At 50.4% G+C, this 17,016-nt stretch carries 14 protein-coding genes; 1 reads left to right on the forward strand and 13 read right to left on the reverse strand.

The window, feature by feature from the left end; translation table 11 throughout:
* Positions 1-3: 3 nt before the first annotated feature.
* Genes rsmB through gmk form a run of 6 tightly spaced genes read right to left on the reverse strand, consistent with a single transcriptional unit; the run spans position 4 to position 7,160 of the window.
* Entirely contained in the window at positions 4-1,335 is a 1,332-nt protein-coding gene (gene rsmB, locus KNO79_RS08345) for a 16S rRNA (cytosine(967)-C(5))-methyltransferase RsmB (protein ID WP_214691070.1), read from the reverse strand.
* Complete coding sequence (fmt, locus tag KNO79_RS08350; protein WP_159562071.1) at positions 1,322-2,722, reverse strand: methionyl-tRNA formyltransferase; 1,401 nt, start codon at positions 2,720-2,722, stop codon at positions 1,322-1,324. Before fmt ends, rsmB begins: the two co-directional genes overlap by 14 nt.
* A gap of 11 nt (positions 2,723-2,733) precedes the next feature.
* Positions 2,734-5,058 carry a primosomal protein N' gene (priA, locus tag KNO79_RS08355; protein ID WP_214691071.1) on the reverse strand — a complete coding sequence of 775 codons (2,325 nt, stop codon included), beginning with the start codon at positions 5,056-5,058 and terminating at the stop codon, positions 2,734-2,736.
* Positions 5,055-6,245: a bifunctional phosphopantothenoylcysteine decarboxylase/phosphopantothenate--cysteine ligase CoaBC gene (coaBC, locus tag KNO79_RS08360; protein WP_214691072.1), complete on the reverse strand. Its 1,191-nt coding sequence runs from the start codon at positions 6,243-6,245 to the stop codon at positions 5,055-5,057. The genes priA and coaBC overlap by 4 nt, the downstream gene beginning before the upstream one ends.
* 58 nt (positions 6,246-6,303) lie before the next feature.
* The gene (gene rpoZ / locus KNO79_RS08365; protein ID WP_015881337.1) at positions 6,304-6,513 is read right to left on the reverse strand and encodes a DNA-directed RNA polymerase subunit omega; all 210 of its coding nucleotides are present in this window, start codon (positions 6,511-6,513) and stop codon (positions 6,304-6,306) included.
* Entirely contained in the window at positions 6,513-7,160 is a 648-nt protein-coding gene (gene gmk / locus KNO79_RS08370) for a guanylate kinase (protein ID WP_031421596.1), read from the reverse strand. The genes rpoZ and gmk overlap by 1 nt, the downstream gene beginning before the upstream one ends.
* Positions 7,161-7,291: 131 nt before the next feature.
* Here gmk and KNO79_RS08375 point away from each other — a divergent pair, with 131 nt between their 5' ends.
* Complete coding sequence (locus KNO79_RS08375) at positions 7,292-8,983, forward strand: Rqc2 family fibronectin-binding protein (RefSeq protein WP_214691073.1); 1,692 nt, start codon at positions 7,292-7,294, stop codon at positions 8,981-8,983.
* A gap of 46 nt (positions 8,984-9,029) precedes the next feature.
* Here KNO79_RS08375 and KNO79_RS08380 read toward each other — a convergent pair whose 3' ends face one another.
* The 7 genes from KNO79_RS08380 to carB all read right to left on the reverse strand — a co-directional run bounded on the left by KNO79_RS08380 (position 9,030) and on the right by carB (position 17,016).
* Positions 9,030-9,968: an FUSC family protein gene (locus KNO79_RS08380; protein WP_074037299.1), complete on the reverse strand. Its 939-nt coding sequence runs from the start codon at positions 9,966-9,968 to the stop codon at positions 9,030-9,032.
* On the reverse strand, positions 9,965-10,795 hold the full coding sequence (locus tag KNO79_RS08385) for a hypothetical protein (protein WP_074037301.1): 831 nt from the start codon (positions 10,793-10,795) through the stop codon (positions 9,965-9,967). Before KNO79_RS08385 ends, KNO79_RS08380 begins: the two co-directional genes overlap by 4 nt.
* A gap of 89 nt (positions 10,796-10,884) precedes the next feature.
* The gene (pyrE, locus tag KNO79_RS08390; RefSeq protein WP_214691074.1) at positions 10,885-11,511 is read right to left on the reverse strand and encodes an orotate phosphoribosyltransferase; all 627 of its coding nucleotides are present in this window, start codon (positions 11,509-11,511) and stop codon (positions 10,885-10,887) included.
* The gene (pyrF, locus tag KNO79_RS08395) at positions 11,495-12,199 is read right to left on the reverse strand and encodes an orotidine-5'-phosphate decarboxylase (RefSeq protein ID WP_214691075.1); all 705 of its coding nucleotides are present in this window, start codon (positions 12,197-12,199) and stop codon (positions 11,495-11,497) included. Before pyrF ends, pyrE begins: the two co-directional genes overlap by 17 nt.
* On the reverse strand, positions 12,174-13,100 hold the full coding sequence (locus KNO79_RS08400) for a dihydroorotate dehydrogenase (RefSeq protein WP_214691076.1): 927 nt from the start codon (positions 13,098-13,100) through the stop codon (positions 12,174-12,176). The genes pyrF and KNO79_RS08400 overlap by 26 nt, the downstream gene beginning before the upstream one ends.
* Positions 13,097-13,816 carry a dihydroorotate dehydrogenase electron transfer subunit gene (locus KNO79_RS08405; protein ID WP_214691077.1) on the reverse strand — a complete coding sequence of 240 codons (720 nt, stop codon included), beginning with the start codon at positions 13,814-13,816 and terminating at the stop codon, positions 13,097-13,099. The genes KNO79_RS08400 and KNO79_RS08405 overlap by 4 nt, the downstream gene beginning before the upstream one ends.
* Entirely contained in the window at positions 13,813-17,016 is a 3,204-nt protein-coding gene (carB, locus tag KNO79_RS08410) for a carbamoyl-phosphate synthase large subunit (protein WP_159562063.1), read from the reverse strand. The genes KNO79_RS08405 and carB overlap by 4 nt, the downstream gene beginning before the upstream one ends.

The following is a 17,016-nucleotide window of genomic DNA, read 5'->3' on the forward strand; positions in this document are numbered from 1 at the left end:
GTTTTATACCTCTTTCTTAAATGCGGCGATATAGAAGCCGTCGGTCCCGAATGTCGTCGGTAATAATTTTAGTTCAGCACGGTCCGATTCCATCATCGGACGAACAGATTGTGGGAGACGACCTTTGAGCGTTTCGTCCCACATCAACCCTTTCGACAGAATATAGTCAGCCTGCGTCTCATTTTCAGACGGGTCGATTGTACATGTCGAGTAAACTAGCGTACCACCTGGTTTGAGCAGTGGCAATACGGCATCAATGATTTGTCTTTGTATCTTTGGTAAGTTTTCGAGTTGAGCTTTGTCCTTCGTCCATTTAATATCCGGCTTTCGACGAATGACGCCAAGGCCCGAACAAGGGACATCTAAAAGAATCCGGTCAAAGCTTTCTTCTTCAAACCGTTCACCTGCTAAACGAGCATCAAGGGCAAGTGCGGTCACTCCATTGATGTGTAGACGTTTGGCTTGTTGATCAATCAATTTTGCTTTATGTGGATGAAGGTCAAGCGCGGTGAGCGATCCACCTTGCATTCGCTCTGCCGTATGCATCGCCTTGCCGCCTGGCGCGGCACATGCGTCTAGGATGACATCGTCTTTCGACACGTTGAGTGCATCCGCGACAATCATGGAGCTCTCATCTTGAATCGATAGAAGGCCTTCCTCGATAAACGGGGTCGCATGGACATTACCAGACTCTACGACAAGTCCATCAGCAGATAGTTCAGAACGTGACGTCATGACGCCAGCGTCAGCCAACCGGTTCATCATCTCATCCACTGAAATACGCTTTCGGTTGACCCGAATCGTAACAGGAGCAGGTTCATTGTTTAATCGGCAAATCGCTTCTGCCGTTTCCACACCATATAACTCAATCCAATCTGATACGAGCCATTCCGGATGACTGTGCTCGATGGCGATTCGTTCTGCATCGGTCAAGCCACTAAAGTCCGGAAACCCTTCCCGAAGCACATTTCGTAACACCCCGTTTACGAATTTGCTCGTTCCGAGGTGATGACCTCGTTTCTTCGCGATTTCGACCGCCTCGTGTAGGACGGCCCGGTCGGGTACTTTATCAAGATAGAAGAGTTGATAAACGCTCATCCGAAGAAGCGGGAGGACAAACTTATCTAGCTTCTTCGGCGAACGGATACGGTCTTTCAAAATATAATCGAGCGTCCCTTTGCGACTGAGCGTCCCATATACGAGTTCGGTATAGAGACCGACATCTTTTGGGGCAACTTTTTTTTGTTTCAATGTATCATTGACGGCAATCGTCGAATACGCGCCGCCCTGTTCAATTTTCATCAGCGTATCAAGCGCTGCTTCACGTACGTTCATGAGTTCCTCCTAATCGGTCGCCAATCCGTAGCTTTTGTCCGGCGCCACGCATGAAGGTTGCACCATCCATCCGTTTCTTACCTGCGGGTTGCAAATCGGTCACTTTGATTGCGACGTCGTTCCCTGTCGCCACGACAAATCCGTCTTCTTCCAGACGAATGACTTCTCCCGACTGTCCCGTTCCTGTCGTTTTTTCTCCCATGAACAATTTCACTCGTTCGCCTTCAAGCGTTGAATAGGCCGTCGGGAATGGATTCATTCCTCGAATATGGTTGTAGATGGACTCGCCATGCTTCGTCCAATCAATCTGTTCACGCTCACGGCTGATGTTCGGAGCAAACGTCACGTCTCGCTCGTCTTGAGGCACCGCCTCAATCCACCCTTCCAAGAAGGCCGGAAGCGTACGGATGAGAAGATCGCTTCCTGCTACAGCCAGTTTATCAAATAAAGACCCGACTGTATCCGTCTCTTCGATAGGTACGATGGTATTGGCAATCATGTCCCCTGCATCTAACTTGTCGACCATGTACATGATCGTCACACCAGTCTCCGACTCCCCATCAAGAATGGCTTGATGAATTGGGGCACCTCCGCGATATTTCGGAAGGAGGGAGGCATGTACGTTGATGGCTCCGTGAGGTGGGGCTTCTAGTAAGGCGGTCGGCACGATTTGTCCGTACGCCGCCGTCACAATCAAATCAGGCTTCAGCTCTAAAATTTCTGCATAGTCTGTGCGCACTTTTTCAGGCTGCAACACGGGAATACCGTGACGAAGCGCACACTCTTTTACTGGAGTCGGCTTAAGTTCACGTTTTCGCCCGACCGGTTTATCCGGTTGCGATACGACACCTACGACATTGTATCCTTCTTCAAGCAGTCGCTCAAGTACCGATACGGCGAACGTCGGCGTCCCCATGAAGACGATGCGTTTGTCTTTTCCAGGGTTCGGGACGGCGAGCTTGTCTGTGAACAAGACGCCATCCAAATGATCCATCTCATGTTGAATCGCACGAGCGAAAAAGCCGCTCGCTTGAATCGTATGTGTCCGCCCTTTCAAATCTTGATTCTTGACGACGATCGACTCGTGTCGTTCCACGAATCCGAATTCGCCTGGGATGCTCAAACATCCCTCTAGTCCAACTTCTCGACCGGATGTTTCAATGATTTCCGGGTTGATCAAGACGAGCGGTCCCGTCTCATCATCGGTATGGACGACCGCGAGCCGCTGGTTCAAATTGACTTGCGGTGCCGCGACACCAACTCCGTCATACTCATACATCGTATCAAACAATCGGTCGACAGTCTGACGCAATTTTTTATCAAACTTTGTCACTGGTTCGCACGTTACGCGCAAAATGTCATTAGGTACTTCTACTACTTTATACATGTCTCTCCACCTCACATGAATACGTATGGGTTCACATCGATACTCATTTGATATTCTTTCTTGCTGATTGCTTTGGCTCTCGCTTGCTGTAATCGTGCCAGCTCCACATAGAGTGCTTCGGGTTGTTTTGTTTTAATGAATACTTGATAACGATAGGCGTTCTTCAATTTCGATAACGGTGCCGGCATCGGTCCATTCAAGCGACTATTCTCCACGTGCGCTTGTAAAAAGTCTGATGCGAACAATTCTGCCTCGGCCTTGGCGACAAGGGGATTTTCCGCCGAAAACGTGACGAGCGTTAAAAACCAGTAAGGAGGATGATTTCCGACTTGTCTGAGTCCCATCTCTTTGTCGAAAAATGTCTCATAATCATGTTCACTCGCAGTCTCGATCACATAATGGTCCGGGTTATACGTTTGGACGAACGCCTCACCCGGAAGTTTTCCGCGCCCGGCTCTTCCTGCCACTTGCGTGACAAGTTGGAAGGTGCGTTCGGTCGCCCGAAAGTCAGGCATCCCGAGTGTCGCATCCGCCGCGAGTACCCCGACGAGGGTGACGTTTGGGAAGTCGAGCCCCTTGGCAATCATCTGCGTGCCAAGTAAGATGTCGGCCTCCCCTTCTTCGAAACGACGCAACAACTGCTCATGTGAACCTTTTCGAGACGTCGTATCCTGGTCCATTCGGATGATGCGCGCTTCTGGAATCCGGTTCAACAGTTCCGTCTCGATTTTTTGTGTGCCCGACCCGAACTGTTTGATTTTCTTACTATTGCAGGATGGACACGTCGAAGGCATACCGACCTCGTAACCGCAGTAGTGACACTTCAACCGATCTCCATATTGATGATATGTCAAATTGACGGCACAATGCGGACATGTCATGCCTTCCCCGCAGTCCCGGCACATGACGAACGTCGTGAATCCACGACGGTTCAATAAAATGACGCACTGCTCTTTTTTCTCGATCCGGTCGAGAATCCCTTGGAACAATTCTTCCGAGAACATCGTCGTATTGCCTTTCGCCAATTCACGGCGCATATCGATAATGTGGACCGGTGGCATCTCTCCACCATACCGTTCTTTCAAATGCAAATAGTGATAGACGCCTTTTTGTGCCCGAGCATACGATTCAAGTGAAGGGGTCGCACTGCCCAACACGACGGGACACCCATGATAGCGGGACCGCCAGATGGCAACATCGCGCGCATGATAACGAGGATTTTCCTCTTGCTTGTACGTCGTCTCGTGCTCTTCATCTAAGATGATGAGACCGAGTCGGTCGAGCGGGGCAAAGATTGCAGAACGGGCACCAACGACGACGTCGACTTCATTTCGTTTAATCTTACGCCACTCGTCGTACTTCTCACCTTTAGACAGAGCGCTATGCAGCACGGCGACCCGATTGCCGAAACGACGTTTGAAGCGTTTGACCATCATCGGAGTCAAACTGATTTCGGGAACGAGTAAGATGGCTTGTTTCCCTTCATCGATGACTTGTCCGATTGACTCTAAATAGACTTCGGTCTTCCCGCTTCCCGTCACACCGTGGACGAGTAACGTCTCACCCGCGTCAGCCTCATGAATGGCCCGAACCGCGTTGGCTTGACTGTCGTTCAATTGAACCGATTCCTCGACTTGCTCGATTGTCGCGTACGGGTCACGATTCAACTCGACCTCGGTCAATCGAACCGCTCCGAGTTCCGCAAGTTTCTGCAGTTGTGGGCGAGTCAGCCCAATTTGGCGAAGTGCCGACCAATACATGCGTGGGGTCTCCTCAAGTTGGCGGACCGCTTCTAGTTGTTTTTTCGCACGTTTCGAGACGACTGTCGCATCGAGGAGTTCGACGACGACGTCGGTCTTAACGGTCTTCTTTTCTTTTAAGACGGGTGCTAAGGTCAGCTCCCCTTTTTTAGCGAGTCCTAGAATGACTGACTGAACTTCTTTCGGATACTCCGATAAATGCGTTCCGAGGCGGACCCCATCAGGGACTTGTCCTTCTTTGATTTCTTTGTCATAACTGACCTTGAGCGCGGCCGGAAGCATCGCAAGCAGGGCGGATGAACGAAAGCAAAGTGTCGTCTCTTTCACATGGATGGATAAAGCGAGCAGTTCGTCAGTGAGTGAAGACTCTTCATCTAACAGCGCTTCTAACGGTTTCAATCCTTCCCTCATCCCATCTGACGTACCAACAACGATTCCGAGGAGACGTCGTGAGCCGAATGGGACGGAGACGCGCATGCCCGGTTCAATCAAAGCTTCAAATTGTTCAGGTACTTCATAATCAAACGGACGGTCAATCGTGATCACCGGTGCATCGACATGTACATGTGCAATCATTGGACCGCTTCCTTAAAATGTGTGAGCAACTCGAACGCCAACGCTTTCTTCGATTGTTTCGGAAGTCTAAGTGACGTCCCGTCAGCTTGGAACAAGACGACTTCATTGTCGTCCGCCCCGAATCCGACGTCACTGCCAGACACATCGTTCGCCACAAGGTAATCGACGTTTTTTCGCTTCAGCTTAGCTGCCGCGTGCTCCTCGAGTCGTTCCGTCTCAGCAGCAAATCCGACCAACACTTGATGGGTCTTCTTCTCACCGAGTGATTTTAAAATGTCTGTCGTTTCTTCAAGTTCAATCGTAAGTGGACCGTGGACTTTTTTATGTTTTTCCGAATGAATCGTTTTTGGACGATAATCCGCAACTGCCGCTGATTTCACGACGAGGTCTGAATCCTCAAAACGGCTTGTCACTTCGCGCAGCATCTCCTCACTTGACTTGACGGGAACCGCTGTCACGCCTTCCGGGACAGGAACTTGGAGCGGCCCGTGGACGAGCGTGACATGGGCACCCATGTCACGAGCCACCTCAGCGAGTGCGACGCCCATTTTCCCTGACGAATCATTGGATAAGTAACGGACGGGGTCGATGCGTTCGATAGTCGGGCCAGCCGTGATCAAGACATCTTTTCCAAGATATAGTTTCGGAACGAATTGGCTTTCGATGATGCGAACTAAGTCTTCCGGTTCGGGCAGACGTCCCCCGCCAATCCATCCGCAAGCCAAGTTGCCGACACCGGGTTCAATCAACTGATAGCCGTATGATTTTAACGTCTCGATGTTCCGCTGAGTGGCAGGATGTTCGAGCATGTTCACATTCATCGCCGGTGAGATGATGACCGGGCATTTCGCAGCCAAAACGGACGTCGTAATGAAGTCATCCGCAATCCCGTTCGCCAATTTTGCGATCGTATTTGCCGTCGCCGGAGCCACGACAATCAAATCGCTCGAGTCGACGACATCGATATGAGCAATCTTTGTCGGGTCATGCTCTTCGAAAACGTCCGTATAGACCGGGTTGCGACTGAGCGCCTGGAAGGTCGCCTGACCTACGAATTGTTCCGCCGATTTCGTCATCGCGACGCGAACATTCGCTCCGGCTTGAACCAATTTCGATGTGAGCGCACACGCCTTGTAGGCGGCGATGCCACCACTCACACATAATAAAATAGTACGATCCTTCACCATTCCCAAACTCCCCCTTATAGACAATGAGACCCAAGTCGCAAACGACTTGGGTCACACTTCATCCGTTGTTTTTTTCGTTCACGATGATTGTCGTATCACCCGAAAATAGTTCTTCTAACGCTTGACCGACCGGCTTATATGATTTTGGCTCGGCGACTTTCGGTGCTTTTCCATCTTGAATCTGACGCGCCCGTTTTGCAGCGACCGTAACGATCGTGTATTTTGACGGGATAGTACGTTGTAAGGCATCAATCGAAGGGTATAACATTAAATGACCTCCATCATGGCTTTTTTATAGAGTGACGCAACACGTTCACGTTTACAATGCTCGGCTGTCACGATCGCTTTAATTCGATCGATGGCTTTGTCGACCTCGTCGTTCGTGACGACATAATCGTAGGCGTCCATCAACTCGATTTCTTCACGCGCGACGAGCAGGCGTTGCTTAATGACTTCTTCTGACTCCGTGCCTCGTCCGATGAGACGATTGCGAAGTTCTTGAAGACTTGGTGGTGCCAAGAATAAAAAGACGGCTTCTGGGAGAAGTTCCTTCACTTGGAACGCCCCTTGCACCTCAATTTCAAGAATGACATCTTGGCCGCTTTCGAGCGTTTCACGCACCCACTCTACAGGCGTCCCGTAATAGTTACCGACAAATTCGGCATGTTCAAGCAGTTCTTTTTGTTCGATCATCCGTTCGAACTCTTCTCTCGATTTGAAGAAGTAATGCACTCCTTCAACTTCCCCTTCACGTGGTTTTCGGGTCGTCGCCGACACCGAATATTGAAGGTTGTTGTCCTCTTCCTCGCGAAGAGCACGGCAAACGGTCCCTTTTCCGACACCGCTCGGTCCAGACAAAACGATTAATAATCCTCGTTCTTTAAAATTCACTGCAAGCCCTCCATCTTCTAACATCACATTTAATTATAATAGCAGTCAATCAATTGTCCCGGCAAGAAGAAGTTCGGATTTCCTACTCCATCGTACCATATTTTCTGTTTTTCTGATAACGTAGAGACAGAAAATGAACAAAGGTGATGAGATCATTGGCTTATGATGGATTAATGACATATCGTGTCGTACAAGAATTACAATCGCTCGTCGGAGGGCGAATCAACAAGGTACATCAACCGTATTCGCTCGATTTGATGCTTCAAATTCGCTCGAATCGTCAGAACGCGCAACTCTTGATATCAGCAAACGCGATGTATGCCCGTCTTCAGTTGACGGATACACCGATTAAAAACCCACAAGAACCGCCGATGTTTTGCATGATGCTCCGCAAACATGTGGAAGGTGGATTCATCACGGCGGTCGAACAAATCGGAAGGGACCGTGTCATCGTCATATCGGTCCGCTCTCGTAACGAGCTCGGCGATGAAGAATCGAAGAAAGTATACATCGAATTGATGGGGCGCCACTCGAACGTCGTCTTGACGACGGAAGAAGGCAAAATATTAGATGCAATCAAGCATCTACCTCCTTCTCAAAACACGTATCGGACCATCATGCCGGGTAGTGACTATCTCCTTCCTCCGGAACAACATAAGTTCGATCCATTGACCGAGATGACAGAAGGATTGAAACGAATCGATTGGAACGCCGGCAAGCTCGATAAACAGATAGTCTCCACGTTCGCCGGTGTCAGTCCGCAAATCGCACAGGAAGTGGTTCATCTCGCAAAAACGCCGAATCGAGATTCCTTACAGCAAGCATTTGAGAACGTCCTTCGTCAACTCGATGGTCCCTACGTTTTCCAACAACTTGCGAATGGTAAAGAACGATTCGCTCCGATTGCATTGACAGCCGGGGACATCGAAACCGAGGAAACGTATGAATCGAGTAAAGAAGTGCTCGACCGTTTCTACTATGAAAAAGCGAACCGTGACCGTGTGAGACAACAAGCGCACGATGTCGAACGTCTCCTTAAATCAGAACTCGAAAAGAATCAATTAAAACGGCGTCGTCTCTTAGACGACATGAAGGCGACGGAGCGGGCGGATGAGTTACAAAAATACGGCGAGCTGTTGACGACGTATCTATTCCAACTCGAAAAAGGGATGCGCGTCGCCGAAGTCGTCGATTATTATGACGAGAACGGTGCAATCCTCTCCATTCCGCTCGACCCACTCAAAACACCGAATGAGAATGCGCAGCAATACTATAAGAAATACAACAAACTAAAAGTAGCCAAAGTCGAAGTGAAGAAACAGATGGAGTTGAACGATGCAGAAATCGAATATTTAGAGACGCTCATCGCCCAACTCGACGTCGCTTCCCCGTCCGACCTTCTTGAGATTCGCGAGGAACTTGCAGAAGAAGGCTACATCCGTCAAAAACGTCAAAAGAAAAAAGCGAATCCGAAAATTTCGCTTGAAGCGTACACGTCCTCGACCGGAACAGAATTCTTTGTCGGGAAGAACAATACGCAAAACGACCATCTGACGTTCAAGTTCGCACGACGTGATGAGATTTGGCTTCATGTCAAAGATATTCCTGGGTCTCACGTGATTATCCGCTCGACGGAACCAGACGAGACGACATTACTAGAAGCCGCATCAGTCGCCGCCTACTTCTCGAAGGCACGTGCATCAAGTGGCGTACCTGTCGATTACACACGCGCCCGTTTCGTGAAAAAACCGAGCGGTGCGAAACCGGGATTTGTCATCTATACAGATCAACAGACCGTCTACGTGACTCCGAATGAGCAATTGATGAAGTCATTGAAACAATCGTAAACATGAAGACCCGTCATGATCATGGCGGGTCTTCTACGTATAGAGTTCAGATTTTCGGATCATGCTTAAACGCCTCGAGCTGTTCATGATAGTCGAGCAAATGCCCGTGTAAAATTTCTGAAACGGATAAATCTTCATGTGGAAGTTTGAAGAGCGAATAGGGCTTGTCACATGTATAGAGAATGTCGTGATGATGCGCTAGTAAATATAAAAATTCTGACTCAAATGCCTGACGCTCTTCCTCGCTCATCAACAGGAAAGCTTCTCGATGCTCGGCGAGGCTCTCTAGCAACAAGACCAGCTTGTCTTCAAGGTGAATCAACAAACGGTATTGTTTGATCGTCATATATTTCAATTTGACGTTCGTCACTTTCATGTCCTCTTGGAGCATCATATGAAGCTCCTGATGGCCAAGGATGCGGGCTCGCGTTTCTAGCAGCTCTGCCGGGGAACCGACGAGCTCTCGCCAGTGATGGAACAAGTAAGAAGAAGTCTTACGTACCTCGTTCAATAACCGGTCCTCATAACGAGGAGGCATGAACGCGTAATTGACACCGAGTGAAACGAATACACCAACCGCCGTTAATAGAGAACGGGTCCACGCATAATGGAAGAAGTCCGATGTAGGACTTTCGAGCATCATGACGATGGCAAATGCCGCATACGTCGACATGTGGGTTTTATCGAACGTCGTGTTAAGCGTGAGCGAAACGATGACGGCTAATCCAATCGAGAGCGGATTGACACCGAACAAATAGACGATGAAGAGCCCGCACATAAGACCGACGACCGTTCCGAATATGCGACTGAATACGATTTTAGACGATCGCTTGACGGTCGGTTGCATCGCCACAACTGCTGCGATGGCTCCCATCCCTGAATAAATCCCGAAGATATACCACGAGATGGCGACGGTGATGGCGACGGCAATTCCAGTTTTTAACGTACGTAACCCGATTTTCGGGATGTATCGTTGTCCATTCATTTGAGTTCGACCTTTCCTGTCTCAGAAATCAGTTCCACCACCGGTCGATTCGATGTCGACAATTGATACACACCCGGTTCGACTTCTTCGTAACGGTCGCTACTCGAGACTTTTCCGGTCGTCGTCACGTTCACTTGTCCTGTCGCATGTTTCGGCGCGTAACTAAGCGTCCCAGCTTCCGTTTGGATGGTCATCGCTTGATTGACGACAACATCGCTGACGGTCGCATGACGATAAGAGCGAATGTCACCGTTCACAAGTCGTGCCGATTCGATAGTCGTATCGCTTTTCGATTCAATCCGTAGACGATCACTATCAATCTGTTTCAAATTGACGGCATTCACATCCATAACAATCGTCTTCGCATTTAATCCTTGTCCTGTCACCTGCTCCGCTCCCAGATGAACCGATGTCATCGAGCTCGGCAAAGCGACTTTAATTTTATAGCGCGACGGTTCATCGCTCGCTCGACTTCCGAAATAGCTGAACCATCCATATCGCTCGACGACGTAGATGGTATCCCCGACTGACTTGACTTTGATGCGGCGTTCTTTCGAATTAGTCTGCATCACTTCAATCTGTACCTTTTCATTTGGACTACGAACGAATTCCACATTCCCATGGTCTGTTTCGAGTCGCAATTTCTTCATTTGATATCGGTCTTCATACTGGTCTCCTAGCGCTAATAAATGGCTGAACACAAATAAATTCACTAAAAAGAGCGCTGGGATGATTATCAAGACGAGACCGAAGGCGACTTTACGATGTTTTGGAATTGCACGAAATCGTGCGTTCCATGTCTTCTCTTTGCTTCTTGAATACGCCATATGCCTCTCCTTTTCGAATCACTTCCGTTATTTTACCATGAAGTATGACATATGCCGAATCGAAAAAGAATCCGCCCGAAGGTGGATTCTTAAGAGGTGACGAGGTCGCTCCAGGCACGAGGATCTTCTTGCCAGTCGCGAAGCGAATCGAGCTCCGAACGGTTTAGAACGCCCGTACTCTCTGCCACTTCAATCAATTCTGAGAACGTTGTCAACGATGTTGCCGTCAGATCTGCATCGCTTAGATTCTTCTGAAGAACCGGTAATCCGTACGAGAAGATGGCTTGAATCCCAATGACGTCACCACCCGCCTGACGAATCGCCTTCGCCGCATCGATACTCGACATCCCGGTCGACAATAAATCCTCGATGACGAGTACTCGAGCGCCTGCCTCGAGTCTTCCTTCAATTTGATTGCCTTTCCCATGCCCTTTTGCACTCGAACGGACATAAATGAATGGAAGCCCGAGTCGGTCAGCGAGCAATGCCCCGTGAGGGATACCTGCCGTGGCCGTCCCTGCGATCACATCGACATCGGTCGGATTCACTGACTTCACCAATCCATCGACGATGACTTGACGCACTTTCGGATAACTGAGTGTGAGTCGATTGTCGCAGTAGATCGGACTCTTCAATCCGCTCGACCATGTATACGGCTCAGTCGGTGATAGTGTGACGGCTTCAATCTGTAAAAGTGCCTCAGCGATTTGTTTCATTCATTTGTCCCCATTCCTTCATAAATTGGTCGTACATGGCCATCGGATCAGTCGCACGTGTAATCGGTCGGCCGACGACAATTGAGTGAACGCCCGCCAATCTCGCTTCCTGTGGCGTCGCGATACGGACTTGATCATCCTCGGTTGCATCGAGTCGGATGCCAGGTGTGACCGTCATGAACGTGTTCCCTAGTTTTTGATGAATCGCTTTCGCTTCTTGAACGGATGCGACTACTCCGTCAAGTCCTGCCTGCTTCGCAAGTGTCGCTTGTCTGAGAACGGCTAGATCGAGTCGTCCAGCAATCCCGAGCTCTGTCTGCATCATTCGTTCATCTGTCGACGTCAACTGTGTGACCCCGATCAATCGAGTCGTATCGTTTGCCTGACGTAACCCGTCTAACGCATAACGCATCATCTTTTCGCCGCCTAATGTGTGGACATTCGTCACAGCCACCCCGAGCTTTCCGATTTGTCGCATCGTACGGCGTGCCGTCTCCGGGATATCGTGTACTTTCACATCTAGAAAGACCGGATAACCCTCGTCGACCAATTCTTCGACAAAGCGTGCGCCTTCCCGATAAAAGAGTTCCATCCCGACTTTGACAGCCGGTCGGTTTGAAAATCGTTTTAACAAATGAAACGCTTCGTCCCGCGTTTCAACGTCAAGGGCGAGATACAAGTTGCGCATAGGCCTTCCCCCTCACATCCAAAATATGTTCGATTCCGAGTGAATCAAGTCGTGCCGGTAACGCTTCAATGATTTCCTGACAGACGTATGGATTTTCAAAGTTCGCCGTCCCGACGGCAACGGCAGAAGCCCCCGCGTAAATAAACTCGAGCACATCGTCGACCGTCCGAACCCCGCCCATGGCGATGATAGGAATGTCGACCGCTTGTGCGACTTCATACACCATCCGGACCGCTACCGGTTTGATGGCTGGACCGGATAACCCACCGATTTGGTTCGCTAAAATCGGTCGACCTGTCTCGATATTGATTCGCATCCCTACGAGTGTGTTGATCATCGTCAAGCCGTCCGCCCCGGCTGCTTCGACGGCTCGCGCCATGTCGGTGATTGACGTGACGTTCGGAGACAGTTTGACATAGACCGGCTTACTTGAAGCCGCTTTGACGAGTCGTGTAAGTTCTGCGGCCATCACCGGGTCCGTCCCAAACTGCATGCCTCCACATTTCACGTTCGGACACGAGATGTTCAATTCAATGGCTTTAATCGTCGGGTCGGCACTGATTCGACGGGCGACTTCCACGTATTCATCTGGCGTCGAACCGGCAACGTTGGCGATGATTTCCGTGTCGAACGTCGAGAGAAATGGTAACTTTTCTTCGATGATCGCATCGACTCCCGGATTTTGAAGACCGATCGCGTTGAGCATACCCTGTGCCGTTTCGGCAACACGTGGGGTCGGATTACCGAATCTCGACTCCTCCGTCGCTGCCTTGATCATGATCCCTCCCAAAATCGAGAGGTCGTACAACTTCGCGAATTCCTCCCCAAATCCGAAACATCCGGAAGCCGGAATGATTGGATTTTTTAAACGAAGACCTGGTAACTCGACATTCAATCTCATAACAGCACCTCTTCCGCATTGAATACCGGACCGTCACTACAGACTTTCACATAGCCGTCCGGCGCTTGACAGACACAGGCAAAACAAGCACCTATGCCACAACCCATCCGATTCTCGATCGAGAGATATCGTTCAGGAATTGGTGAAGCGGCGACTGCTTTTAACATCGCTTCCGGACCACAACTGAACAACACATCGGCTTGGATGCGTGCGAGGGGGCCAGTGACGAAGCCAAGCTCCCCGTGAGTACCGTCTACTGTCGTGATGATCGTCTCACCAAGTTCACGAAAGGCTTCTTCATAAAAGACGCTTTCTTTTGAATCAAACCCGAGAATTGCAATCGTTTCAATCCCCATCTCATGTAGTCGACGTCTGACGTAGTAAAGCGGTGGGACCCCAATCCCACCTCCGACCAGGACGACTCGCTTTCCATGTTGCGCCAGTGGAAAACCGTTCCCGAGCGGACCAAGGACGTCTAGCGTGTTCCCCACTCGTTTCCCTGCCAGCTCAGTTGTCCCTTCCCCAATCACTTTGTATAAGAAGGTGATTTCGTCCCCCTCGACGTTCGCCACCGATAACGGCCGACGTAACAGACCGGACGTCTTGATGTGAAAGAATGTCCCAGGGGCGACCTCCACCCCAGGGCAACGTACTTTCATTTCCATCGTCGCTTTGGCGATTTGCCGGTTGCTCACAATCGTCACGTCATGTCTCATACCATCACCCCGAACGTTGTGAATGCCGGGATGCTGACCGTCTGGAACGACAGGCTTTCAATGACTTGTAACAAGGCTTCGACCGTATCGAGCGAGGTCAGGCAAAGCGTGCCCTGTTCGGCGGCCGTTCTTCGAATCAAGAACCCGTCTTTCGTGACGAGTGCGTCGCGGCTCGTCGTATTGATGATCAAGTCGACGTCTCCCCGCTCGATCACACTGAGCATCGTCTCACCGTCTTCTTGAATTTTCCCGACTCGACGAACACGCATCTGTTCCACTTCAAGACTATCAGCCGTCCCACTCGTTGCCATGAGGCGGAAACCGAGGCGGTCAAATCGTTTCGCCAAGGCGATGGCCTCGTCTTTGTCATGGTCGGCAATCGTCATGAGCACGTTCCCTTTCAAGGCGATGTTCATCCCTGCTGCAACGAGCCCTTTATAGAGCGCTTTTTCGAGCGTCCGGTCTGTCGCCATGACCTCTCCTGTCGACTTCATCTCGGGACCGAGCGATGGGTCTACCTCTTTCAATTTCGCGAACGAGAAGACCGGTACTTTGACCGAAATACTGTCCGACTCAGGATGAATGCCTGTCCCAAGACCTAGTTCTTTTAAACTCGTCCCAAGAATCGTTTGTGTTGCAATCCGTGCGACCGGTAACCCCGTTACTTTCGAGATGAATGGGACCGTCCGACTCGCACGTGGGTTTACCTCGATCACATACAGGTCATCCGCATAGACAAACTGGATGTTGAGAAGGCCTTTGATGCGGAACGCTTTCGCTAACTTGATTGTATAATCGACGACTTTTTGTTTCAGTTCTTCACTGAGTCGTTGAGGCGGATAGACGGCAATGGAATCGCCTGAGTGTACGCCGGCACGTTCGATATGCTCCATGATCCCTGGGATGTAGACGTCCGTCCCGTCACAGATGGCATCGACTTCAATCTCAATTCCTGTCAAGTAGCGATCGATGAGAACCGGTCGATCTTTCGAGGCGATGACCGCATGTCGCATGTACCGCTCGAGCTCTGACTGTTCATACACGATTTCCATCGCCCGTCCACCGAGGACGTACGATGGTCGAACGAGTACCGGATAGCCGAGCTCATTCGCACATGTGACAGCCTCTTCCACGTTTGTCGCAGTCTTTCCTGGTGGTTGAGCCAATCGTTCCGCTGACAATGTGGCTTCGAACGCCTTTCGGTCTTCGGCACGGTCGATATCTTCCAGCGTCGTCCCAAGAATTTTCACGCCGTTCGCTTCTAACGATGCCGCCAAGTTAATGGCAGTCTGTCCACCGAATTGGACGATGACACCTAGCGGGTTTTCGTTCTCGATGACCTCTAATACGTCTTCTGTCGTCAACGGTTCGAAGTACAATCGATCGGAGATGGAGAAGTCTGTCGAGACCGTTTCTGGGTTGTTGTTGATGATGATGGCTTCATATCCTGCATCTCGAATCGTTTCGATTGAGTGAACGGTCGCATAGTCGAACTCGACACCTTGTCCGATTCGAATCGGACCTGATCCAAGGACGAGGATGGACTCCCGGTCTGTCTTCACCGCTTCGTTCTCCACTTCATATGTCCCATAAAAGTATGGTGTCTCAGAAGCAAACTCGGCCGCACACGTATCGACCATCTTATAGACGGGACGAATGCTCCATTCTTTCCGTTTCGTGCGAACCGCTTCTGTATCCATCGACAGCATACGGGCGATTGCCACATCACTGAACCCTAGACGTTTCACATCCAGTAGACGTTCTGACGTCAACGGCTCCTTGATCAGTTGTTGCTCTGCCTGCCAGATCCGGTTCAATTTCTGTAAGTAGAATCGATCGATTTTTGTCAGTTGGTGTAGCGTTTCTACCGTGTATCCGCGACGAAGGGCCTCATAGACGATGAACAAACGCTCGTCTGTCGGATGAATGAGTCCATTCTCGAGCTGTTCTGTGTCTAATGCTTGAAGTTGTGGAAGGTGGAGTTCTTCCATACCCAGTTCAAGCGAGCGAACCGCTTTTAGCAGAGCCTCTTCTAAATTCCGACCGATGGCCATGACCTCACCCGTTGCCTTCATTTGTGTGCCTAAGCGGCGATCCGCGGACTCAAACTTATCGAAGGCGAAGCGTGGGATTTTAGCGACGACGTAATCGAGCGCCGGTTCGAACGAGGCGTAGCTCGTCTCTGTGACCGGGTTTTTTAGTTCTGACAACTTGTAACCGACAGCGACTTTCGCAGCAAGCTTGGCAATCGGATAGCCTGTCGCTTTTGATGCGAGCGCTGAGCTCCGTGAAACACGTGGATTCACTTCGATGACATAGTACGTGAAACTGTCTGGGTCGAGTGCGAATTGGATGTTACACCCACCCTCAATACCGAGTGCCCGAATGATATCGAGCGAGACGCTGCGTAACATCTGATAATCCCGATCTGATAGCGTCTGCGTAGGGGCGAATACGATCGAGTCACCGGTGTGGACTCCAACCGGGTCAAAGTTTTCCATCGCACAGACGATGATGGCTTGGTCACTCGAATCACGCATGACCTCGAACTCGACTTCTTTCATCCCGGCAATCGATTTCTCCAACAAGACTTGCGTAACAGGACTCGCCTTTAATCCAGATTCAACGATTTGCTCGAACGATTCCCGGTCATGGGCAATCCCGCCACCAGTTCCCCCGAGCGTGTACGCAGGTCGGATGATGATCGGGTATCCGATCCGTTCCGCAAATCCCCAGGCAGACTCGAGCGTATGGACGATCTCACTTTCAGGTACGCCGTGACCGAGTTCGAACATCAAGTTACGGAACTGTTCCCGGTCCTCCGCCTGAACGATCGCAGACAATTTTGTTCCAAGAAGTTCCACGCCACAATCCCGCAGGACGCCCCGTTTGTCGAGTTCAAAAGCCAAGTTCAAACCCGTCTGCCCGCCAAGCGTGGCAAGGAGTGCATCCGGACGTTCCTGCCGAATGATTCGCTCGACGAATTCTGGTTCGAGCGGTTCGATATAGACACGGTCCGCCGTCGTCGGATCTGTCATGATGGTGGCCGGATTCGAGTTGACGAGGATGACTTCGTAGCCTTCTTCTTTCAAGGCAAGACATGCCTGTGTACCAGCATAATCAAACTCCGCTGCTTGTCCGATTACAATCGGTCCTGATCCGATTACGAGGATTTTCTGAATATCTGGTCGTTTTGGCAT

The organism is Exiguobacterium sp. s43 (assembly GCF_018617255.1).
Classification (GTDB): Bacteria; Bacillota; Bacilli; order Exiguobacteriales; family Exiguobacteriaceae; genus Exiguobacterium; species Exiguobacterium profundum.